At 68.6% G+C, this 22,785-nt stretch carries 16 protein-coding genes; 5 read left to right on the forward strand and 11 right to left on the reverse strand.

The window, feature by feature from the left end:
* Positions 1 to 2: 2 nt before the first annotated feature.
* From AB3K92_RS14865 to AB3K92_RS14875, 3 genes are all read right to left on the reverse strand, one after another.
* Entirely contained in the window at positions 3 to 1,232 is a 1,230-nt protein-coding gene (locus AB3K92_RS14865; RefSeq protein ID WP_021159238.1) for an efflux RND transporter periplasmic adaptor subunit, read from the reverse strand.
* 40 nt (positions 1,233 to 1,272) lie between these two features.
* Complete coding sequence (locus AB3K92_RS14870; protein ID WP_369465339.1) at positions 1,273 to 4,440, reverse strand: efflux RND transporter permease subunit; 3,168 nt, start codon at positions 4,438 to 4,440, stop codon at positions 1,273 to 1,275.
* Between the two features lie 238 nt (positions 4,441 to 4,678).
* A complete protein-coding gene (locus AB3K92_RS14875; protein ID WP_021159235.1) occupies positions 4,679 to 5,434 on the reverse strand; it encodes a Crp/Fnr family transcriptional regulator in 756 nt (251 codons plus the stop codon).
* A gap of 167 nt (positions 5,435 to 5,601) precedes the next feature.
* Here AB3K92_RS14875 and AB3K92_RS14880 point away from each other — a divergent pair, with 167 nt between their 5' ends.
* Positions 5,602 to 7,254, forward strand: a complete 1,653-nt coding sequence (locus tag AB3K92_RS14880; protein ID WP_042974869.1) for an acyl-CoA synthetase — start codon at positions 5,602 to 5,604, stop codon at positions 7,252 to 7,254.
* 50 nt (positions 7,255 to 7,304) lie between these two features.
* On the opposite strand, the gene AB3K92_RS14885 is transcribed toward AB3K92_RS14880, so the two are convergent.
* The 4 genes from AB3K92_RS14885 to AB3K92_RS14900 form a co-directional block, all read right to left on the reverse strand.
* Complete coding sequence (locus AB3K92_RS14885; protein WP_369465340.1) at positions 7,305 to 9,296, reverse strand: Cache 3/Cache 2 fusion domain-containing protein; 1,992 nt, start codon at positions 9,294 to 9,296, stop codon at positions 7,305 to 7,307.
* Positions 9,297 to 9,435: 139 nt separating this feature from the next.
* Positions 9,436 to 9,867, reverse strand: coding sequence for a YqaA family protein (locus tag AB3K92_RS14890; RefSeq protein WP_048023115.1), 432 nt, complete (start codon positions 9,865 to 9,867; stop codon positions 9,436 to 9,438).
* A gap of 101 nt (positions 9,868 to 9,968) precedes the next feature.
* Positions 9,969 to 11,144, reverse strand: a complete 1,176-nt coding sequence (gene kch, locus AB3K92_RS14895; RefSeq protein WP_021159231.1) for a voltage-gated potassium channel protein — start codon at positions 11,142 to 11,144, stop codon at positions 9,969 to 9,971.
* Positions 11,145 to 11,264: 120 nt separating this feature from the next.
* The gene (locus AB3K92_RS14900) at positions 11,265 to 11,912 is read right to left on the reverse strand and encodes a LysE family translocator (RefSeq protein WP_059677000.1); all 648 of its coding nucleotides are present in this window, start codon (positions 11,910 to 11,912) and stop codon (positions 11,265 to 11,267) included.
* Positions 11,913 to 12,196: 284 nt separating this feature from the next.
* On the opposite strand from AB3K92_RS14900, the gene AB3K92_RS14905 reads away from it, so the two are divergent.
* Positions 12,197 to 12,679, forward strand: coding sequence for an Lrp/AsnC family transcriptional regulator (locus AB3K92_RS14905; RefSeq protein ID WP_021159229.1), 483 nt, complete (start codon positions 12,197 to 12,199; stop codon positions 12,677 to 12,679).
* 836 nt (positions 12,680 to 13,515) lie between these two features.
* Here AB3K92_RS14905 and AB3K92_RS14910 read toward each other — a convergent pair.
* The gene (locus AB3K92_RS14910; protein WP_059484981.1) at positions 13,516 to 15,165 is read right to left on the reverse strand and encodes an IclR family transcriptional regulator; all 1,650 of its coding nucleotides are present in this window, start codon (positions 15,163 to 15,165) and stop codon (positions 13,516 to 13,518) included.
* Between the two features lie 177 nt (positions 15,166 to 15,342).
* On the opposite strand from AB3K92_RS14910, the gene AB3K92_RS14915 reads away from it, so the two are divergent.
* The 3 genes from AB3K92_RS14915 to AB3K92_RS14925 all read left to right on the forward strand — a co-directional run bounded on the left by AB3K92_RS14915 (position 15,343) and on the right by AB3K92_RS14925 (position 19,287).
* Complete coding sequence (locus tag AB3K92_RS14915) at positions 15,343 to 16,302, forward strand: MBL fold metallo-hydrolase (RefSeq protein WP_048023110.1); 960 nt, start codon at positions 15,343 to 15,345, stop codon at positions 16,300 to 16,302.
* A gap of 180 nt (positions 16,303 to 16,482) precedes the next feature.
* Positions 16,483 to 17,832 carry an MFS transporter gene (locus AB3K92_RS14920; RefSeq protein WP_369465341.1) on the forward strand — a complete coding sequence of 450 codons (1,350 nt, stop codon included), beginning with the start codon at positions 16,483 to 16,485 and terminating at the stop codon, positions 17,830 to 17,832.
* A gap of 87 nt (positions 17,833 to 17,919) precedes the next feature.
* The gene (locus AB3K92_RS14925) at positions 17,920 to 19,287 is read left to right on the forward strand and encodes an MFS transporter (protein WP_369465342.1); all 1,368 of its coding nucleotides are present in this window, start codon (positions 17,920 to 17,922) and stop codon (positions 19,285 to 19,287) included.
* A gap of 21 nt (positions 19,288 to 19,308) precedes the next feature.
* On the opposite strand, the gene AB3K92_RS14930 is transcribed toward AB3K92_RS14925, so the two are convergent.
* The 3 genes from AB3K92_RS14930 to AB3K92_RS14940 form a co-directional block, all read right to left on the reverse strand.
* A complete protein-coding gene (locus tag AB3K92_RS14930; protein ID WP_021159223.1) occupies positions 19,309 to 19,605 on the reverse strand; it encodes a hypothetical protein in 297 nt (98 codons plus the stop codon).
* 145 nt (positions 19,606 to 19,750) lie between these two features.
* Complete coding sequence (locus AB3K92_RS14935) at positions 19,751 to 21,559, reverse strand: sensor domain-containing diguanylate cyclase (RefSeq protein WP_059492290.1); 1,809 nt, start codon at positions 21,557 to 21,559, stop codon at positions 19,751 to 19,753.
* 338 nt (positions 21,560 to 21,897) lie between these two features.
* Positions 21,898 to 22,698, reverse strand: a complete 801-nt coding sequence (locus AB3K92_RS14940; protein ID WP_059492432.1) for an SDR family oxidoreductase — start codon at positions 22,696 to 22,698, stop codon at positions 21,898 to 21,900.
* Between the last annotated feature and the right edge of the window lie 87 nt (positions 22,699 to 22,785).

The following is a 22,785-nucleotide window of genomic DNA, read 5'->3' on the forward strand; positions in this document are numbered from 1 at the left end:
GATCACGACTTCGCCTCCGCGGCGCTCGATGCCGGCTTCGCGGCCGGCGCCGAGACGATCACCTGATCGCCGTTGGCGAGCGCGTCGCTCGGGTTCGTGACGAGACGGTCGTTCGGCGTGAGCGGGCCGTCGACCTCGAGCGTCTGCCCGATCGTGCGCACGACCGTCACCTGTTTCAGGCGCACCTGGCCGTTCGCATCGACCGTCGCGACCGTCGGGCCTTCGGCGCGGAACAGCAACGTATTGGCCGGCACCTGCAGGCGGCCGACCGGCGTCATCGGCAACGTGGCCTGCACGTAGGCGCCGGGCAGCAGCCGCCCGTCCGGGTTCGGCAGCGTGATCTCGATCTGCAGCGAGCGCGTCGCGACGTCGATCGCCTCTGACGTGCGCGTGATCGTCCCGTCGAACGTCCGGCCCGGCAGCTCGGCCTGCGCGACGCTCACGTGCTGGCCGACCTTCACCTGCTGCGCGTACGCCTGCGGCACCTGCACGTAGAGGCGCAGCCGGTCGGCCTGCACGACCGTGAACAGCGAACGCCCCGCGTTGCCGGAACTGACGAGATCGCCGACGTCGACGTTGCGCTGCGTGACGATCCCGTCGATCGGCGCGACGATCCGCTGGAAGCCTTTCAGCTCGGTGAGGCGGCGCATGTTCGCGTCGGCCGCGGCAAGGTTCGCGGTGCCCTGGTTGAACGCGCCTTGCCGGTCGTCGAGTTCCTGCTGCGAGACGGCATCGCGCTGGCGCAACTGCTGTGCGCGGTCGAACGACGTCTTCGCGAGCGCGAGCGCGGCTTGCGCCTGCTGGCGCTGCGCGGTGGCCTGCGCGAGTTCCTGGTTCAGCTCGGGCGTGTCGAGTTCGGCGAGCACCTGGCCCTGCTTCACGTGCGCGCCGATGTCGGCCTGCCAGCGCAGCACGTAGCCGCTCGCGCGTGCATAGATCGGCGCCTCGACGAAGCCGCGCAGCGTGCCGGGCAGCGACAGCTTGCCGCCGGTGGCCGCATCGACCGGATGCGCGACGGTCACGTACTGGCGCGTGTTCTGCTCGGCGACCGTGTCGAGCCGGTTGCGGTTCAGCACGTTGACGACGATCGTGCGCGCGGCGCCGGCGGCCAGCAGCACGCCGATCACGATCAGGACGATGCGTCCGCGTCGCGACACCGACGTGCGTGTCGGCAGGTGCATGCCGTGTTCGTCCACCTGGATGCCGACGGCGCTGTGATGTTTCTCTTCCATGAATTCAACCAATTCAACCGGGTAGTGGGGCGAAAGAAAGTCAGTGTCCGGCCTGGCGCGCGCGCCGGCGAGCCAGCCGCGCATGCACGCCGCCGAACACGAGCGGCACGAACAGCAGCGTCGAAACGGTCGCGAACAGCAGCCCGCCGATCACCGCGCGGCCCAGCGGCGCGTTCTGCTCGGCGCCTTCGCCGAGACCGAGCGCCATCGGCACCATCCCGATGATCATCGCGAGCGCCGTCATCAGCACCGGCCGGATCCGTGTCGCGCCGGCCTCCAGCGCGGCCGTGAGCGGCGGCGCGCCGGCCGCGAGACGCTGGCGCGCGAACGACACGACCAGGATGCTGTTCGCGGTCGCGACGCCCACCGTCATGATCGCGCCCGTCAGCGCGGGCACGCTCAGATGCGTGCCGGTGATGAACAGCATCCACACGATGCCGGCGAGCGCGGCCGGCATCGCGCTGATGATGATCAGCGGGTCGAGCCACGACTGGAAATTGACGACGATCAGCAGGTAGACGAGCACGATCGCCATCGCGACGCCCGCGCCGAGGCCGAGGTACGACGTGCGCATCGTCTCGATCTGGCCGCGCATCGTCAGCTCGGTGCCGCGCGGCAGCGTCGCGCGCGCGTCCGACACGATGCGGTCGATCTCGCCCGCGACCGCGCCGAGGTCGCGGCCCTCGACGCTCACGTACACGTCGATCGCCGGGCGGATGTTGTAGTGCGTGATCACGGCCGGGTTCGCGGTGCTGCGCACCTGCACGAGGTTGCCGAGCAGTTGCAGCGGCATGCCGGTGCGGCCGCTCGCCGAGATCGGCGTGCCGAGCAGGTCGTCGACCGACGAGATGTTGTATTGCGGGGTCTGGATCTGCAGCGGGTACTGGACGCCGGTGCGCGGGTTGATCCAGAACGACGGCGTCGTCTGCGAGCTGCCGGACAGGGAGATCAGCATGTTCTGCGCGACGTTCTGCGCGGAGAGGTTGAGCTGCTGCATGCGCGTACGGTCCATGTCGGCCAGCAGGGTCGGCTCGTCGTTGCGTTGCAGCACGTGCACGTCGACGGCGCCGGGGATTTGCCTGAACTTTTTCATCAGGCTGCTCGCGATAGTCATGTTACTCGCGAGATCGTTGCCGAGCACCTGCAGGTCGATCGCGGCCGGTTGGCCGAAGTTGAGGATCTGCGTGATGATGTCCGACGGCTGGAAGAAGAACTCGACGCCCGGGAAGCGCTCGGGCAGCACCTTGCGCAGTGCCTGCACGTAATGCTGGGTCGCGCGGTGGCCGGGCTTCAGCGCGATCAGCAGCTCGCCGTCGAGCGTGCCGATCGTGCCGGCGTTGCTGTACGACAGGTTGATGCCGCTCACCGGCAGGCCGAGGTTGTCGACGATCGCGCCGAGCTCGTCGGGCGGCACGGTTTCACGGATCACGCGCTCGACCTGGTCGGCGAGGCGCGCGGTTTCCTCGATCCGGTAGCCGGTCGGCGCGCGCATGTGCAGGCGGATGTTGCCCGAATCGGCGTTCGGGAAGAAGTCGCGGCCGAGCGCGAACACGAGGCCGGTCGACAGCACGCAGAAGCCGAGGAAGCACGTCGCGTAGAAGCGGCGGCGCACCAGCAGGATGCTGAGCAGCACTATGTACCACGCGCGCAGCCGCTCGAACGCTTCGTTGAACGCGTGATGGAGGCGTGCGAAGCGCGACGTCGAACGATCCGGGCCGGCGCTCGCCTGCTGCGGGCGGAACAGCAGCATCGCGAGCGTCGGCACCAGCGTGCGCGACAGCACGTACGACGCGAGCATCGCGAACACGACGGCTTCCGCGAGCGGCACGAACAGGAAACGCGCGACGCCCGTGAGGAAGAACATCGGCACGAACACGATGCAGATGCACAGCGTCGACACGAACGCGGGCACCGCGATCTCGCCCGCGCCTTCGAGGATCGCGTCATGCAGGTTCGTACCGAGATGCAGGTGCCGCTCGATGTTCTCGATCGTGACGGTCGCATCGTCGACGAGAATGCCGACCGCGAGCGCGAGCCCGCCGAGCGTCATGATGTTGATGGTCTCGCCGAGCGCGGACAGCGCGATCAGCGACGTGAAGATCGACAGCGGAATCGAGATCGCGATGATCAGCGTGCTGCGCCAGTTGCCGAGGAACAGCAGGATCATCATCGCGGTCAGCACGGCGGCGATCAGCGCTTCGTGGATCACGCCCTGGACGGCCGCGTCGACGAACACCGACTGGTCGAACAGCGGCGTGATCGTGAGCCCTTCGGGCAGCGTCGGGATCACCTTCGGCAGCAGCGCCTTCAGGTCCGACACGACCTTGAGCGTCGACGCGTCGCCGCTTTTCAGGATCGAGATGAGCACGCCGCGCTGGCCGTTCTGGCGCACGACGTTGGTCTGCGGCGCGAAACCGTCGCGTACCGATGCGACCTCGCGCAGATAGGTCGTCGCGCCGTTGAGAGTCTGGACCGGCAGGTTGTTGATGTCGGCGACCGTATCGGCCGACGCGTTGGTGTCGATCCGGTATTCGGTCTGGCCCATCTTCGCGGTGCCGGTCGGCAGCACGAGGTTCTGCGCGTTGACCGCGTTGACGATGTCGGCGGGCGTGAGCCCCTTCGCGAGCAGCGCCTGCGGATCGAGGTCGATCGCGACCACGCGCGTGCGGCCGCCGTACGGGAACGGGATCTGCACGCCCGGCACCGTGATCAGCTGCGGGCGCAGGAAGTTGAGCGCGATGTCGGCGAGCGACTGTTCACTGAGCGTCTTGCTCGACAGCCCGAGCTGGATCACCGGGATGCTCGAGGCCGAATAGGTGATCACGAGCGGCGGCGTCGCGCCCTGCGGCATCTGCCGCACGATCGCCTGCGCGGACGAGACCGTCTGCGCGATCGCCGTCTGCACGTTCGCGCCCGGCTGCAGGAACACCTTCACGACCGCGATGCCGGGCAGCGACGTCGATTCGACGTGCTGGATGTTGTTGACGGTCGTCGTCAGGATGCGCTCGTGCACGGACGTGATGCGGTTCGTCATCTCCGTCGCGGAGAAGCCGCTGTAATTCCAGATGACGCTGATCACGGGGATGTTGATCGCGGGCAGCACGTCGACCGGCGTGCGCATCAGCGCAAGCGGGGTGGCCAGCACGATCATGATGGCCATGACGATGAACGTGTAGGGGCGCCTGAGCGCAAGATTGACGATCCACATGGAGGCAGCGGGACAGGCGGTGATCAGGCGTCGGTAAAGGGAACCCGAATGATAGGCGTCGGCGTGGAACGGGTTACTGTCGCGAAACTGGCGGAATTGTCAGGTTGCGGCGGGCGGCCCGACGCCGATTCGGCAGAGGAAATGCCGCGCGGCGAGCTGGCCTGAAAGCGGCCGCAAAACGGTCGCGATACCGGACGGGCCGGCTGCGCCTGCGGCGGTTCCGCTCATGGGCCCGCGCTCAGATCTGCTCCATCCCGACACGCGCGAGCGCACCGAGGTCGACGACGTCGATCTGGTTGTATGCGAGCCGCAGCACGCCGAGTTTCTCGAGCTGCTGCAGCGCCTGGTTGATCCGCTGCCGCGACACGCCGACGAGCATCCCCAGTTCCTCCTGCGAGATCGACAGCGACGGGCCGGTGTCCGGGTACAGGTCGGGATTGAACAGCTGCGCGAGCGACTGTGCGACGCGCGCATCGACGTCCAGCAGCCGGCTGTTCTGGATCGACGCGATGAATTCGCCCATCCGGTTGTTCAGCTGGTGAATCACGAAGCGCGTAAACGGCAGGCTCGTGTCGAGCAGCGCGTGGAACGTGTCGACCGGCACGAACAGCACGGTCGAGCGCTGGATCGCGACGACCTCGTACTTGCGCAGTTCGCGCTTGATCACGCTGCCTTCGCCGAACCAGCCGCCCGACGGCACGCCGGAGAACGTGCAGCCGCGCCCGGACGCGTTGAAGATCGCGAGCTTCAGCAGCCCGCGATGCACGCCGATCCAGTATTCGGACGGCGCGAGCCGATGGGCGATCACGTCGCCGGCCTCGCACTGCTCGACGCGCGATTGCGCGAGCACGAGCGCCTGGTGTTCGGGCGCGAGCGTGCGGAACCACGCGCACTGGCCGAACAGCGTGGACAGCGCCGGCAGCGGGCCCGGTGCGGAAAGGGCGTCGGCCGGGTGGACGGGCGCGTCGGGCGGTGCGGCGAGAGGGTCGTGCATGGGTCGGGTTTGCGAGGATAGGGATAACGCGCAGCGCGGGAAAGGCACTCTGTCGTTTCGATGACAGACGGCTCACAATAGCGCCCGTTAGGCTGTCGGCAATTGAACCACATCAAAACGATCCGGGGTGGATCCACCCCGGTCGACAGGACACGGGAGACAGGATCATGACGCAGATGTTCGAGGCCGGGCTCGGCCGCCGCGACGCCAATTACGTGCCGCTCACCCCGATCGACTTCCTGGTCAGGACGGCCGAAGTCTACGGCGAGCGCCTCGCGATCGTGCACGGCGACGTGCGGCGCACCTGGGGCGAGACCTACACGCGCGCGAAGCAGCTGGCGAGCGCGCTCGCGCGGCTCGGCGTCGGCCGCGGCGACACGGTCGCGGCAATGCTGCCGAACATCCCGGCGATGGTCGAGGCGCACTTCGGCGTGCCGATGGCCGGCGCCGTGCTGAACACGATCAACACGCGGCTCGACGTGTCGTCGGTGCTGTTCATGCTGCGCCATGGCGAGGCGAAGGTGCTGATCGTCGATACCGAGTATGCGGAATTCGCGCATCGCGCGGCGCTCGAGGTGCCGGGCCTGAAGATCGTCAGCGTGGCCGATGCGATGCCGGCGGACCCCGCACGCTTCGCGGGCGCGACCGACTACGAGGCGCTCGTCGCCAGCGGCGACGCCGACTACGCGTGGACCCCGCCCGCCGACGAATGGGACGCGATCGCGCTGAACTACACGTCCGGCACGACCGGCGATCCGAAGGGCGTCGTCTACCACCATCGCGGCGCGTATCTCGCGGCGATCAGCAACATCCTCGAATGGGACATGCCGAAGCACGCCGTCTACCTGTGGACGCTGCCGATGTTCCACTGCAACGGCTGGTGCTTCCCGTGGGCCGTCGCGGCACGCGCGGGCGTGAACGTCTGCCTGCGCAAGTTCGATGCGAAGACGGTGTTCGACCTGATTCGCCGCGAACGCATCACACACTACTGCGGTGCGCCGATCGTGCAGAGCGCGATCGCGAACGCGCCGGCCGAATTCCGCGCGGGCATCGACCACACGGTGCACGCGATGGTGGCGGGCGCGGCGCCCGCGCCGGCCGTGATCGCGAAGATGAAGGAGATCGGCTTCGACCTGCTGCACGTGTACGGGCTGACCGAGGTCTACGGCCCGGCGACCGTGTGCGCGAAGCAGGCGCATTGGGAGGAACTGCCCGATGAGGAGCGTGCACGGCTCAATGCGCGCCAGGGCGTGCGCTACCACTTGGAAGCGGGCGCGACGGTGCTCGATCCCGACACGATGGCGCCGGTGCCGGCCGACGGCGAGACGCTCGGCGAGATCATGTTCCGCGGCAACATCTGCATGAAGGGCTACCTGAAGAACCCGAAGGCGACCGACGACGCGTTCCACGGCGGCTGGTTCCATACCGGCGATCTCGCGGTGCTGACGCCGGACGGCTATATCCGGATCAAGGATCGCAAGAAGGACATCATCATCTCGGGCGGCGAGAACATCTCGAGCATCGAGGTCGAGGATGCGCTGTACCGGCATCCGGCCGTCGCGGTCGCCGCCGTCGTCGCGATGCCCGACCCGAAATGGGGCGAGGTGCCGTGCGCGTTCGTCGAGCTGCGCGAAGGCGCGAGCGCGACCGAAGAGGAGATCGTCGCGCATTGCCGGCAGTTGCTCGCGGGCTTCAAGGTGCCGAAGGTCGTGCGGTTCGGCGAGCTGCCGAAGACGTCGACCGGCAAGATCCAGAAATTCCAGCTGCGCAACGCGGTCGGCTCGGACAAGGCGATCGACCTGGCTGGCGACAAGAAGTAGGCGGGTTGCCCGGCCCTGGCCGATCGTCCGTCGTTCATCGTCCGCTCCGGTCACGCGTTCCGCTCGAGCCGGAACACGCTGACCGCGTCCGCCAGTTGCGCGGCCTGGTCGCGCAGCGCGACGGCCGCGCGTTCGGCGTCCGAGATCAGCGAGGCATTCCGCTGCGTCGCGTCGCCGATCTGCGTGACGGCCAGGTTCACCTGTTCGATGCCGGTCGATTGTTCGCGCGACGCGGCGCTGATCTCGCCGATCAGCGTGCTGACCTGGTCGACGCGCGCAACGATGTCGCGCATCGTGCCGCGCGCGGCGTCCGCGATCCGGTAACCCTGTTCGACGGTCGTCGACGATTCGGCGCTCAGCGCGTCGATCTCCTTCACGGCAGCCGCGCTGCGCTGCGCGAGCGTGCGCACCTCGGCCGCGACCACCGCGAAGCCCTTGCCGTGTTCGCCCGCGCGCGCGGCCTCGACGGCCGCGTTCAGCGCCAGGATGTTGGTCTGGAACGCGATGCCCTCGATCGTGCCCGTGATCTCGGCGATCCGGCGTGTTGCGCGGCCGATGTCGTCCATCGTCGCGACCACGCGCTGCACCGCGGCGTCGCCGTTCGTCGCGGCGGCCGACGCGTGGGCGACCAGGGCGTTGGCCTGCGCCGCGTGCTCGGCGCTCTGCTGCACGGCGGCGGTGATCTGCTCCATGCTGGCCGCGGTCTGTTCGACGCTGCTCGCCTGCGTCGCGATCCGCGCGGCCATGTCGCCGCTGCCGGCCGCGATGTCGACCGTGCCGCGCGCGATGTCGGCCGAGCTGTTGCGCACCTGCTCGACGATCCGGGCGAGGCCGTCGCCGATCCCGTCGACGGCCTGCACGAGCCGGCCGATCTCGTCGTTGCCGGCGTGGCCCGCGTTGCCGCGCATGGCTGCGTCATCGCGGATGCGCACGCTGAGATCGCCCGCCGCATAACGCTCGGAGGCGCGTGCCGCCGCATCGAGCGGCCGGCTCACGACACGGCGGACCACGATGACGAACAGCGTCGCGAACGCGGCGACGAGCAACGCGCCGATCATCAGGAAGCGGTTGCGGGTGGCGCGCATGCCGGCGAGCAGTTCGTCGTCGAGCGCGATGCCGCCGACGAGCCATTGCCACTGCGGAATCGTCGTGAACGATACGAATTTCGCGGTGGGCCCGCTGTCGTGCGCGGCCGGGTCGGTCGACGTGTAGGCAAGCCGTCCCGTGCCGGCCGCGAGCATCTGCGCGTAGGGCGCGCGCGTGTCGTCGGCGGGCGCGCCGGCCGCATCGGGATGCACGACGAAGGTGCCGCGCGACGGGCCCTGCGATGCGTCGAGCACGAAGTAGTAGCCGTTGCTGCCGATCTTCAGCGAGCGGATGCCGTCTTCGACCAGCTTGAGCTCGGCGCCGATGTCCAGGCCGACGAACAGCGCGCCGATCACGCGGCCGGTCGCGTCGGTCACCGGCTTGTATTGCGTGATGTACGGCCGCCCGAACAGCTTCGCGAGGCCCGTGTACACGCGTCCGGCGACGAGCGGGGCGTACGCGGGGCCCGCACGGTCGAGCTTCGTGCCGACCGCGCGCGCGCCGTCCTGCTTCTTCAGCGACGTCGTGATGCGCACGAAATCGTCGCCGTCGCGCGCGAAGATCGTCGCGATCGCACCGCTTTTCTTCAGGAACTGGTCGGGAATCGAATAGTCGAGGTCGAGCGGCTGGCCGCCCGCGACGAGCGTCGGCGCGGCGACGCCGCCGATGTCGACGGTGCGCGCCGGGTCGAGCGAGAACTCGGCCGGCAGGAAGCTCGCGAACAGCGACATCGAGCGATCGGCTTCGGCGGTCAGCGCCTTGTCGAACAGGTCGACCATCGCGCGGATCGACTGCTCGTTGTCGGCGATCCGCAGGTGTGCCTCTTCGGCGAGTTGCCGGCCGGCGAAATGGGCGAGCGTCCATGCGAACACGGTAAACAGCAGGGCGACGAGCGCGCACGCCAGCGCGGCAAGACGCGCGCCGACGCTCACCCGGCCCAATTGGGTCAATCTCATGAAACTTCCTGAGTGGGGAGGGAGAGGGGCGGAACGCACGCGTCACCGCTGATCGACCGTTTAATACGGCAGCAGCGGCGAATTCTTTAGCGGCGCGTCGTCGATGGCGACGCCGGCAGGTGCGGCGGGAACGCGGGTGTCAGTGCGTGACGAGCCACGCGACGGCCAGGTAACGGCCGACCTTCGCGATCGTCACGATCGCGAGAAAGCTCGGCAGCGGCTCGCGCAGCACGCCGGCGATCATCGTCAGCGGATCGCCGATTACGGGCGCCCAGCTGAGCAGCAGCGACCAGCGGCCGTAGCGCGCATACCAGCGCTCGGCGCGTGCGAGCGCGGCGGGCTTGACGGGAAACCAGCGGCGCGTGCGGAAGTGCTCGATGCCGCGCCCGAGCGCCCAGTTGATCGCGGAGCCGGCGACGTTGCCGATGCTCGCGACGAGCACCAGCGCCCATACGGGTTCGCGCCCGGCGAGCAGCAGGCCGGCGAGCACGGCTTCGGACTGGAGCGGGAACAGGGTCGCGGCGACCATCGACACGGCGAACAGGCCGCCGTAAGTGAGCAATTCGGACATCGCGCGATTGTACCGGGCGCATGCCGGCCGCCGCGGGTCATGCGGTCTCGAGGCTATGCGGTCGCGAGGTCACGAGGTCATGAGGCCACGGGCCCGACAGGTCATGCGGCATCTGCCGTGCCGAACAGCAGGTGCGAGATCATCGACTTGTCGACCGGTTCGTCGTTGAGTGTGCTCGCGAGCAGTTCGCCCGCGAGCTGCTGCGGCGAAAACACCATGTCGGGCTTCAACAGGCGCAGCCGTTCGAGATTGCGCTGCTGGTTCACGAGCGCGACCGTGCGCACCGACGGCGCGATCTCGCGGATCGCGAGGATGATGAACGCGTTCTCGGCGTCGTCGGAGCGCAACGCGAGCACCGCGCGCGCGGTCGCCGCGCCGGCGCTTTCCAGCACCGCATGGTCGGTCGCGTCGCCGACGATCAGGTCGGTCGCCGCCGCGTAGTTGTGCTCGACGCCGGCCGGCACGACGACGGTCACCGCGTAGCCGCGCTTGCGCAGCCCGTCGTGTACCGCATGCGCGACGGGCGTCGCGCCGACGATCAGGAAATGATGCTTGCGGATCACGTTCGAAATGCCTCCCTTGACGATCCGTTTCAGATTGCCGCCGATCACGGGGCCGACGACCGCGCTGATCGACGTCGCGAACACCGTGATGCCGAGCACGATCACCGAGGCGGTGAACAGCCGCGCGGTCGGCGCGTGCGGAACGATGTCGCCGTAGCCGACCGTCGACATCGACACGATCGAGAAATAGACGGCGGTGGCGAGGTCGTGGACGGGCGGCGTGAATTCGTCGCCGAGATACAGCACGCCGAAGGTGGCGTAGATCAGCAGCGACACGATGCTCAGCAACGCGAACAGGCTGCTGGCGGCGATGCTCGCGCGGTCGAAATGCCGCCAGTAATAAAGCAGCGTGACGACCAGCACGGCCGTGTAGGCGAACACGCCGTGGCTCGGATAGCCGCCGAGCGCGCTGAGCGCGGCGGCCGCGACCAGCAGCAGGATCGACAGCACCCATGCGACGCGCGCGCGCAGCAAGATGCCGATGGCCATGGTCGCGAGGCCGGCCGCGATCACGACCTGCGGCAGCACGACGAGCCCCGCGTTGTCGACGAGGTTCAGCGCATCGGCAAGCCACGCACCGTGGCGGCCGAGCTTCGCGTTGTCGACGACCGGGCGCAGCACCATCAGTGCATCGAGCGCGAGGAGAAGGGCGAGATACCAGTGCAGGCCGATCGGCGCGAACAGGCGCCGCAGGCGGGTAGTGACGTGCTTCATTCAGTCGCCCGGCAGGCCGGGCATGTCCAACGAACCAGGCGCTACCCTAAAGCATTCCGCGATCGGCTGCTTTTTCGCGGGGCCGGCGGCGGTTGCGACGACGCGCGTAGCGGCCGCCGTTCAGTTCCAGCCGGCCATGATCGCGCCCATCCCGACGAGCAGCCCGCCCGTGACGCGGTTCATCGCGCGCATCCGCGCGGGCCGCTGCAGTGCGCGGCTCAGCCGGTGCGAGAACAGCGCCATCGACGCGACGCCGCCCGCGAACAGCACCGCGAAGGTCGCCGAGAGCAGCAGGAACTGCTGGTTCAGGCTCCAGTCGGCGTCAGGGACGATGAACTGCGGGAAGAACGACGGGAAGAACAGCAGCGTTTTCGGATTCAGCCCCGAGGTCGCGAGGCCGCGCCAGAACAGCGTGCGGTGCGAGTCGGTCTCCGGCGTTGCCGTCCCGGCAGGCCCTGCCGCGGTGGCGGGCCCGCCGGCCGGCGCGCGGCTGAGCCATTGCTTGCAGCCGAGCCAGACGAGGTAGGCCGCGCCGGCCCAGCGCAGCACGGTCAGCGCGCGCTCGTCGAGATGCACGAGCGAATTCAGGCACAGCGCGGTCAGCGCGAGTTGCAGCAGCACGGCGAGCGTGCCGCCCCAGACGCACGGCAGCGCGCGGCGCCAGCCGGCGCGCAGCGCTTGGTTCATGGTGAGGAGGTTGACGGGGCCGGGAGCGTAGACGAGAACGGCGGAAGCAGCGAGAAACGAGAGGTAAAGCCTGAACGACATGACGGGTAGGGCAGGAACAGGAACACGGGCGCCGAAGCCGCGCGGCCGGATAGGCGCGCGGGCGGCGGGGAATCGCATGCCTGCTGGCCGGCACCGCAACTCGTGATTGCGGCCGTGCGTTCCGCTGCGAAGGGGTTGTCGCGGGGAGCGTGCCGGACAACAGGCATGGGGAAAATATATCAAGGGGCCGGATTAAAAGGCTTCCGCATTTCCACACAAACCGACACAAATCCGGAATGTCGTTCAGATAGAATCGCGCTTTTCAGTAGAAGATTCTTCCTGCCATGGCCACACGTGAACGCTCGCCGAAAACGCTCGACAGCCAGGACCGCAAGATCCTGGGTGCACTGCAGAAAAATGCGCGGTTGTCGAACGCCGAACTGGCCGAACAGATCGGCATGTCGACCACCGCGTGCTGGAACCGCACACGGCAACTCGAGGTGGACGGCTACATCGACGGTTATGTCGCGCTCGTCAACCAGCGGAAGCTGGGCTATGCGGACATCGTGATCCTCGAAGTCACGCTCGATCGCCACGAGGACGACGCGCTTGCCCGCTTCGGCGAGGAGCTCGCCGCGCTGCCCGAGGTGCTCGAGGCGTATCTGGTGTCGGGCGAGTACGACTACTGGATCAAGGTCGCGGTGGACGGCACGGCCGGCTACGAGCGCTTCCTGCGCGAAAAGCTGTACAAGATTTCGAGCATCCGTCACAGCCGCTCGATGTTTGCACTGCGCTGCATGAAGGACGTGCCGTCGATTCAGGTGTGAGGAAGGCAGGGGTGAGAGGCGGCCGTCGTTGAAACGACGGCGCTAGTGGCTGCGCGTATGCGCGCAGAAAGCTGGCAATCGCGCGGGGGAGAAGCCGCGCGGCGTGTTTCGGTACCGCCGCCGGCAACGCGGATGAATCTTCCATCCGCGATGGTCCGGCCTTCCCGCGTGCTGGCTGGATAACGGCTGCCCGACCGGGCAGCCGTCAGATAAATGCGCGCCGAAGCCGATTCGATACCGCGTCGAGGCGGACTGGCGCCGGCATCGGCGTTAAAGCGACCCCGACACGCTCCCGGCACCGGGAGCGCATTCAACCGGGGCAACGCTTGCCGGTTTCCACGTTGTTTGCCGCGCCGGGCGTTGCCGGGTGCCGCGGCCTTGCGGCGCGCATCTGGGCAAGCGGATCAGGACGGCATCGTGCGGCCGGCTGTGGGCCGGTCGTACCGCTCAGCGCGGCAGGCGGGCGTGTGCTTCAGCGATGACTTCGCAGGTCTCGAGGTGGAGTGCCCAAGCTTCTGCAATCAGCTCGCCCATACGTGCGAGCCAGCCAGCGGATTCGGTGGAACGGTCGGAGACATTAGACGTTTGCATGACGAAGCCCCTTATAGGTGGCGAGTTAGGGATAACCCTAATCATAGCGAAACGTCTCCGCTTTGTGAAATGCGATTTCGTTATATGAGAATTACTGACAATTTGTGTTGCTGCTTCGCAACATGAATATCGGGTGCCTTCGCGCGGCCGTGCTGGCGCGCGACGAGGCCGTGCCGGCACGGCCTCGCCTGAAACAAGAGAGGGGAATTCGGGCGCTGCGGAGGATGGCGGAAGCAGGCGTCGGCTTACCGGCCGATCCACCCGAACCGCCACGACAGCCGCCGCGTCGCGGCGAGCAACGCCTGCGCGAGATCGCTGTCCGGCCCGCGCGGGAAGCCGCGCGACGAACCGATGATCGCGATCACGAGCCGGATGCTGCCGGTGTGATCGAACACGGGCGCGGCGACCGTCCCGATGCCCGGCACCGGCGCGTCGAACGCGAAATCGAGCGCGTCCGCGCGGATCGTCGCGAGCCGCGCCCGGAATGCGTCGTCGGCCGGCGGGGCGATGCGGCCCGCGAGGCGCACGGGCTCGTCGGCGAGCAGGTCGGCCAGCACGTCGTCGGACATGCCGGCCGCGAAAATCCGGCCGATCGCCGTATTGACGAGCGACATCACGGTGCCGACCTGGAGGCTCACGTGCTGCGGCCGCGCCGATTCCTCGAGGCGGATCACCGTCGGGCCGAGCGGCCCGAGCGTCGCGGCCGCCACGCTCATGTCGGTCGCGCCGGCCAGTGCGACGATCTCGGCTTCCGCGTCGCGCGTCGGCGACACGCGCTGCATCGCGATCAGGCCGAGCGCCTGCCCGAGCGGGCCGCCGCCGAAGCAGCCGGCGTCGTCGCGGCTCAGCAGGCCGATCTTCTGCAGGCTGACGAGATGCGGAAAAGCCTTCGCGGCCGGCATGCCGGCCGCCGCCGCGAGATCGCGCAGCGGCAGCGCGCGGCCCGCCGATACCAGCGCGAGCAGCAACTCGCCGGTGCTGTCGAGCGCGTTGATCCCGCGCTGCGCCTTCGCATCGTCGGCCAGCGCGGGCGGCACGCGCGCAGCGGCCGGGGCTGCGCCGGGTGCGGGCGGCGGGGCATCGTGCGCCGCGCCGAGCGATGCGCTCGCCTGCCGTGCCGCGTCGCGCAGTGCCGCCGCGATCGGGCCGTCCCACGCGACGTCGATCGAGCCCGTCGAACCGATCACCGTCAACGCGAGCTGCAGCGCGCCCGCCGCGTCGAACACCGGCACGCACATCGCGCTGACGCCGGGGCTCGGCAGGTCGACGCCGCGCTCGATCCCGCGTGCGCGGATCGCGTCGAGTTCGGCCTGCGGCACGCCGGTATCCGGCACGGGCTGTTCGCCGCCTGCAAGCGTGTCGGCCGCGCCGGCCTGGCTGGCGGCCATCGCGCGGAGTTGCGCGGGGTCGCCGAACGCGCGGAACACGCGGCCGGTGGCCGTCGTGTCGAGCGACATCACCGAACCGACATGCAGGTTCACGTGCAGCGGATAACCGCCGTGCTCGATGCGCACGATCGTCGGCCCGAGCGCGCCCGGCACCGACAGCGCGACGCTCAGGCCGACCGCTTCCGCGAGTCGCGCCGCGTGCGGCAGCGTCGCGCGATAGGCCGGCTGGCGCTCGATCGACATCAGCCCGAGCCGCAGCGACAACGGGCCCGGCTCGTAGTTGCCGGTGAGCGCGTCGCGCTTCACGAGCGCGAGCCGCGTCAGGCTGACGAGATAGGTGTGCGCCTGTGCGGTCGACAGGTCGGCCGCCGCGGCCAGCTCGGACAGCCCGAGCGGCTTGCGCCGGCGCGCGAGCGCATCGAGCAGCCGGCCGCCGACCTCGACACTCTGGATCCCGCGCTGCGCCTTGGGCGGCGCATCGTCTGCGCTGACTTCGTGGTTCTGCACGCGATGATTCTTCCGTTGACGAAACCCCGCATGGTATCCGACGCCATTTATCGCGCCAGCCCGCAGGTTTACCCGTATTAGACAATAGCAAGCGACTTTGTCATTGACAAATATTCGGCGCGGGAAGATGATCCGCTCACTCCCCTCAACACATGGCTCGCAGCCACGGAACGCAACATGGCCAAAGCATTCGCCTCCCAAGCCGATCTGGAAGAGAAGAAAGTCACCTGGACGAAGCTGTCCGAGAACGCGTACGCGTACACCGCCGAAGGCGATCCGAACTCGGGCGTGATCATCGGCGACGACAGCGTGCTGATCGTCGACACGACCGCGACGCCCGCGATGGCGCAGGATCTGATCGCGAAGATCCGCAGCGTGACCGACAAGCCGATCAAGCACGTCGTGCTGTCGCACTACCACGCGGTGCGCGTGCTCGGCGCGTCCGCGTATTTCGACGAAGGCGCGCAGCACGTGATCGCGAGCCGTGGCACGTACGAGATGATCGTCGAGCGCGGCGAGGCCGACATGAAGTCGGAGATCGAGCGTTTCCCGCGCCTGTTCGCCGGTGTCGAGACGGTGCCGGGCCTGACCTGGCCGACGCTCGTGTTCGAACGCGAGATCACGCTGTTCCTCGGCAAGCTCGAGGTGAAGATCATGCACGTCGGCTCGGGCCACACGAAGGGCGACACGATCGTCTGGATCCCGTCGCAGAAAGTGCTGTTCTCGGGCGACCTCGTCGAATACGACGCCGCGTGCTATTGCGGCGATGCCCAGCTCGAACAGTGGCCGGCCACGCTCGAGGCGCTGCGCGCGCTGAACGCCGAGAAGCTGGTGCCGGGCCGTGGCCCCGCGCTGCTGAACCCGGCCGACGTGAACAAGGGCCTCGACTACACGAAGGATTTCGTCACGACGCTGCTCGCGCAGGGCCGCAAGGCCGTCGAGCAGAAGCTCGACCTGAAGGCGTCGATGGCGCTCACGCGCGAAGCGATGGACCCGAAGTTCGGCCACGTGTTCATCTACGAGCACTGCCTGCCGTTCGACGTGTCGCGTGCGTTCGACGAAGCGAGCGGCATCACGCATCCGCGCATCTGGACCGCGCAGCGCGACAAGGAAATGTGGGCCGCGCTGCAGGACTGAGCGGCTTGCACAGGCGGGGTGTCCGACAGGGCGCTCCGCCTTTTTTCTGAAGCGGCGACCGGCCGCGGCGTTCCGCCGCCTTGCCGACCGCCGTGATCCGAGCTCACTAGAAAGCAGGGCGCACGTACGCCCTGGGAGACGGCTGCGCGCCCGAATCGCGCAGCCTGTTTGGAGAGAGACATGTCCCAATCGCTTCATGCCGAAGCGACGCTCGCGCACGCGAGCGCCTCGGCTTCCGCATCCGCCGCCACGGACGACGCGCTGCTGTTCCGCAAGATCGCATGGCGGATCGTGCCGTTCCTGTTCCTCTGCTACGTCGTATCGTTCCTCGACCGCATCAACATCGGCTTCGCGCAGTTGCAGATGAAGCACGATCTCGGCTTCAGCGACGCGATGTACGGCCTCGGCGCCGCGGTCTTCTACGTCGGCTACGTGTTCTGCGAAGTGCCGAGCAACATGCTGCTCGCGCGTTTCGGCGCGCGCCGCACCTTCACGCGGATCATGCTGCTGTGGGGCATCGCGTCGACCGGGATGATGTTCGTGTCGCAGCCGTCGCATTTCTATGTGCTGCGGTTCCTGCTCGGCGTGTTCGAAGCGGGCTTTTTTCCCGGCATCGTGCTGTACCTCACTTACTGGTTCCCCGCGAACCGGCGCGCGGCCGCGATCTCGGTGTTCTTCGCGGGCGTCGCGGTGGCCGGCGTGCTCGGCGGCCTGATGTCGGGCTGGATCATGCGCGACATGGGCGGCGTGCTCGGCCTGCACGGCTGGCAGTGGATGTTCGCGATCGAAGGCGCGCCGGCGATCCTGCTCGCGTTCGCCGCGTTCACGTTCCTGGTCGACCGGCCGCAGGATGCCGCGTGGCTCACGGCCGATGAAAAGGCGCGGGTCGCCGCGCTGTGCGCCGACGGCCGCGGCCACGGCCACGCGCACGACGGGCGCAGCCTCGTGGCCGCGCTCGCCAATCCGCGCGTGTACCTGTTCGCGTTCATCTATTTCTCGCTGACCTGCGCGTCGCTGACGCTCAACTTCTGGATGCCGCTGATGATCCGCGATTTCGGCGTGACCGACGTCGTGGCCGTGAGCCTGTACACGGTCGTGCCGAACGCGGTCGGCGCGGTGGGGCTGGTCCTGATCGCGCGCCGTTCGGACCGGACCGGCGAGCGCCGCAAGCACTTCGCGTGCTGCACGATCGGCGGCGGGATCGCGCTCGCGGCGCTGACGCTGCACCTGCACAGCTTCGCGGCGATGCTCGCGTGCCTGTCGATCGCGGCGACGCTGATCTTCGCCGCGCTGCCGATCTTCTGGGCCGTGCCGACCCGCTACCTGTCGGGCAACGCGGCCGCGGCCGGGATCGCGCTGATCAGCAGCATCGGGATCACGAGCGGCATCGTCAGCCCGTGGGTGATCGGGATGATCCGCACGCGCACCGGCAGCATGGATCTCGCCGTGTATCTGCTGGCCGCGTTGCTGGTGGCGAGCGGCGTCGCGCTGATGCTCGGCGTGAAGGGCGAAGCCGCGCCGCGCGACTGAACGCGCAACGGCCGGGCGCCGCGCGCGGGCGGCGGCGACCGGCGCCCCATGTTCGCCCCGCACCCGAATCCATCGAGGAGACGATCGATGTCAGCCCCTCTTCAAGCCGACGCCGCGCGTGCCGTCGCGTCCGGCGCCGCCGCACCGGACGACGACGCGCTGTACCGGCGCATCGGTGCGCGGATCGTGCCGTTCCTGTTCATCTGCTACATCGTGTCGATTCTCGATCGCAGCAACATCGGCTTCGCGCAGTTGCAGATGCGGCAGGATCTTGGCCTGACCGACGCGATGTACAGCCTCGGCGCCGTGCTGTTCTTCGTCGGTTACGTGCTGTTCGAGGTGCCGAGCAACGCGTTGCTGCGCCGCTTCGGTGCGCGCCGCACGTTCGCGCGGATCATGTGCCTGTGGGGCGCGGTGTCGGTCGCGATGATCACCGTCGACAGCGCGAAGCACTTCTACGTGCTGCGCTTCCTGCTCGGGGTGTTCGAGGCCGGGTTCTTCCCGGGCGTGGTGTTCTACCTGACGTACTGGTATCCGGCGCGGCGGCGCGCGTCGGTGCTGTCGATCTTCTACGCGGGTGTCGCGGTGGCGGGGATGGTCGGCGGGCTGCTGTCGGGCTGGCTGATGCGCGGGATGTCGGGCGTGCTCGGGCTGCACGGCTGGCAATGGATGTTCGCGATCGAGGGCGCGCCCGCGATCCTGCTCGGCGTGATCGCGTGGTTCTGGCTGTGCGATCGTCCCGAGCAGGCGCGCTGGCTGTCCGACGCCGATCGCCAGCGGCTTGCGGCCGACCTGGCCGCCGACCGCGCCGGTGTCGCTGGTGCCGCCGATGCCACCGGTGCCGATACGCTGGCGCCGCATTCGCTGCGGCAGGTGCTGGCCGAACCGCGCACGTACCTGTTCGCGTTCATCTATTTCTCGCTGACCACCGCGCTCCTGATGCTGCTGTTCTGGATGCCGCTGATGATCCGCGAATTCGGCATCCACGACGTCGTGCAGATCAGCCTGTTGTCGGTCGTGCCGAACGCGATCGGCGCGGCCGGCCTGATCGCGATCGCGCGGCGTTCCGACCGCAAGCGCGAGCGGCGCCGGCACTTCGCGGCATGCGCGTTCGGCGGCGCGGTGGCGCTTGCGCTGCTGACGCTGCACCTGCCGAGCATCGTCGCGATGATGGCGCTGCTGTCGGTCGCGGTGATGCTGATCTTCGCCGCGCATCCGGTGTTCTGGGCCGTGCCGTCCGCGTATTTCTCCGGCGCGGGCGCGGCCGGCGGGATCGCGCTGATCAGCAGCATCGGCGTGTCGAGCGGCATGATCACTCCCTGGCTCGTCGGGCTGATCCGCACGCGAACCGGCAGCATGGATCCGGCGATGCTGATGATCGCCGCACTGTTGGCCGCGTGCGCGGTCGCGATGCTGCTGGGGGTGCGGGCGGTGCCGCGTGCGGAGGCGGCGTGACGCCGGCGGCTGCGGTGCGATTCAGTGGAAGGACAGAAACAGCCCGGGCAGGACGAGCAGGCCGTGCAGCACCAGCGCCCCGTAGATCACGCCGCCGCGCGCCTGCAGGTCGATCGACAGGCAGGCGATTGCCGCAATGACGCCGAGGGCCGAGAGGCCTGCCGCCCAGAACAGCGCGGTAATCAGCACGCGTACGCCGGTGTACGGATCGTCCATCGAACTGGCGAACACGTAGCCGATCAGAAGCGCCAGCAACTCGACGAGCGCGACGACGAGCAGACCCGTCGCGATTCGCGCGGTTCGTTTGGCATTGTCCATGGCAAGTCGTGGTGAGGAGAGCAAGGGGCGCAAGTCTACACGATCGGTTTCGAACCGGTCGCGCAACGGGGGCCGGGAAACCGGGCGGCGGACGCGGCGCGGATGTCGCACGGTGCGACGTCGAGTCGTCGCGCCGTCGCGTCGGCTACGCCCGATACACCTCGATCCGGTTGCGGCCGCGTTCCTTCGCGAGATAGAGCGCCTTGTCGGCGCGTGACAGCGGCTGGTACGCGCCGAAGTCCGACGCCCGCATTGCGTCGATGCCGATGCTGACGGTCAGCGTGACCTGCTGGTCCTCGTGCATCAGCCGCGCCGCTATCGCGCGTTGCTGCACGCGCTGCGCGAATGCCAGCGCGGTGTCGAGATCCGCCTTCGGCAGCACGACCGCGAATTCCTCGCCGCCGACCCGGCCGACGATCCCGTCGGGCCCGGTTTCCGCGAGCAGAAGCCGCGCGAAATGCCGGAGCGCGCGATCGCCGACCGGGTGGCCCCAGCGGTCGTTCAGCGCCTTGAAGTGATCGAGATCGAGCATGAGCACCGCGGCGGCCAGGCCGGTCGTGCGCACGTTGCGCAGCGCGGCTTCGCTTTGCCGCATGAACGCGTGGCGGTTCGACAGTTGCGTCAGGTGATCGGTCGTGGCCATCCGGTGCAGCTCGGCCTCGATGTGCTTGCGGTCGGTCGCGTCGGTGATGAAGCCGTGCCACACGGTGCCGCCGTCGGCCGTGCGCTGCGGGCGCGCATCGCCTTCGCGCCAGCGCAGGCCCTGGCCGGGCAGCAGCACGCGATATTCGAGGCGCCACGGGGTCAGCCGCACCGACGACTCGTGCAGCGACAGCCGGTAGGCGACCAGGTCGGCCGGATGAATCCGCGTCTCGACCGCCTCCGCACTGTGGGCGACCTGCTCGGGCGTCAGTTCATAGATGTCGCTGACACCCGCGCTCGCGTAGGTAAAGAAGCGGTGCCCGTCGGCCGTTTGCCGCAGCTGGAACACGAGCCCGGGAACCTGGTCGGTGAGATCCGTGACGAGCGCGGCCGAGTCGCGCAACCGCGTGGCGAGCTCGCGCAGCGCGGTGATGTCCGTGGTCGTGCCGACCATGCGGAGCGCGCGGCCGTAGGCGTCGCGGGTGATCACCTTGCCGCGGCTGCAGATCCATTTGTAGGTGCCGTCCTTGCAACGGATGCGGTGCTCGACCGCGTAGCGGTCGGTGCGGCGCTCGAAGTGCGCGAGCATCGCGGCTTTCACGTCGTCGACGTCGTCCGGATGCAGCCGTTCGTACGCATCCTCGATCCGGGTGCCGAGCTCGTGCGGCGCGTAGCCGAGCAATGCCTTCCAGGCCGGCGAGTAATGGATCTCGCCGGTTTCCACGTTGCGATCCCACACACCGGTGCCGCTTTCGGTGAGCGCGAGCGTGGTCAGCGTGCTGTGTTCCTCGACGATGCCGAGCCGTTCGCGCAACGCGGCGGCTTCGGTCGCGCGGCAAAGTGCGCTGGCGGCCAGCGTGGCGAGGTCGCGGAGCAGCGTGCGTTGCGTCGCGTCGAGCGTGCGTTGCGCATCGTCGACGACGCACAGCATGCCCAGTGTCGCGCCATCGGGCGCGGCCAATTCGCAGGCCGCGACGATCCCCGGCGCGCGAGGCGGGCCGCCGTCGCGTTGCCCGTTCGCATTCGCGTTCGCGTTCGTGTCGTCCGGCACGAACCGCGCATCGGCGGCCGGGTCCGGCTCGCCCCGGGGTGGCAAGCCATCGGCGAAAAGGGGATCGGGCAGCGCGCCGTCGACGGCGAGCACGCGTGGCGCATCGGCATCCGCGTGCGCAATGAACGCGCCGGCGGCACCGAAATGCGCCCGCGCGACACGACAGACGGTGGCCAGTTCCGGCACGGGCGGGAGCGCGGGCTGAAGGTTGGCCGAACCGCGCGCGGAGGCCGGCGCGTCGCCGGTCTCGGTGATGAACATACGGACCCGCTTGGTCGAGTTTGCAACGGACGATTGCCCTCGTGATCGGACGAATGCCGGTCGGACGAGGCCGCTTGGGGACTGCAATCGCAGAGCTTACTGTTGCGCGGAATGCGTGGCAAGCGAACCGGAATCGTCTGTCGGTATGCGCGATTTGCGCCGATCGGGAACGAATCCGGTGCATGTTTCGGCAGACGAATCCACCGATCGGCACGTGCCGGGAAACGTGTCGCGGACCCCGGGACGATCGGCAGCGATTCGCTGCCTGTCACCGGGTTCCGCGGCGCGTCCCGGAGGGCGCCGCGCTTGCTGCCTTCGACCTGCGGGACGTCGGGCGGTCAGCGTGCCGTCGCGTAGCGCGGCGCGGGCGTATCGGCCGACAGGTGCGGGGCCATCGTGCGGCGCGCGGCCTCGTAGGCGTCCCATTCGTCACCTGCATGCAGCGACGGGATCGTCACGAGTTCGCCGCGCTCGAAGCCGACCAGCGCCGCGTCGACCAGGTCGGACGCCGACATCACGATTTCCTTCGGCAGATGCTCGAGCGGCAGGCCGCCCGTCTGCCAGAAATCGGTGGCGGTCGCGCCGGGCAGCACGGCCTGCACCTGCACGCCCTTGCCGGCGAGTTCGTGGTGCAGCGACTGGCTGAACGCGAGCACGAACGCCTTCGTGCCGCCGTACACGCCGTTCAGCGTTTCCGGCGAGATCGCGACGATCGACGAAATATTGATCACCGCACCGCGGCCGCGGGCGACGAAGCCGGGCACCGCCGCGTAGGTGAGGCGCGTGAGCGACGTCACGTTCAGGTCGATCATCCGGGTCATCGCGTCGACGTCGCTGTCGAGCAGCGGCGCGTGCGTGCCGACGCCCGCATTGTTCACGAGCAGCGTGATGCTCGCATCCTGCTTCAGCTTCGCCTCGACGGCGGCGAGGGCCGCGCGGTCGTTGAGGTCGGCGTCGACGATCTCGACGCTGCGCTGCGTGTCGTTCGTGATGCGATCGGCGAGGGCGGCCAGCCGGTCGCGGTTGCGGGCGACCAGGATCAGGTCGTAACCGCGGCGCGCGAGGCGGTCCGCGTAGACGGCGCCGATGCCCGACGAGGCGCCGGTAATGAGGGCGGTACCGCGATGTGCTTGCGTCATGATGTGCTCCGTTTCGATGGGATTGGCCGGATGGCGTGAAGCCATTCTGGCCGTGAATCGCTGTGACACAAATGACGTAGATGGGTA

The organism is Burkholderia sp. Bmkn7, assembly GCF_041103175.1.
Taxonomy (GTDB): domain Bacteria; phylum Pseudomonadota; class Gammaproteobacteria; order Burkholderiales; family Burkholderiaceae; genus Burkholderia; species Burkholderia cepacia.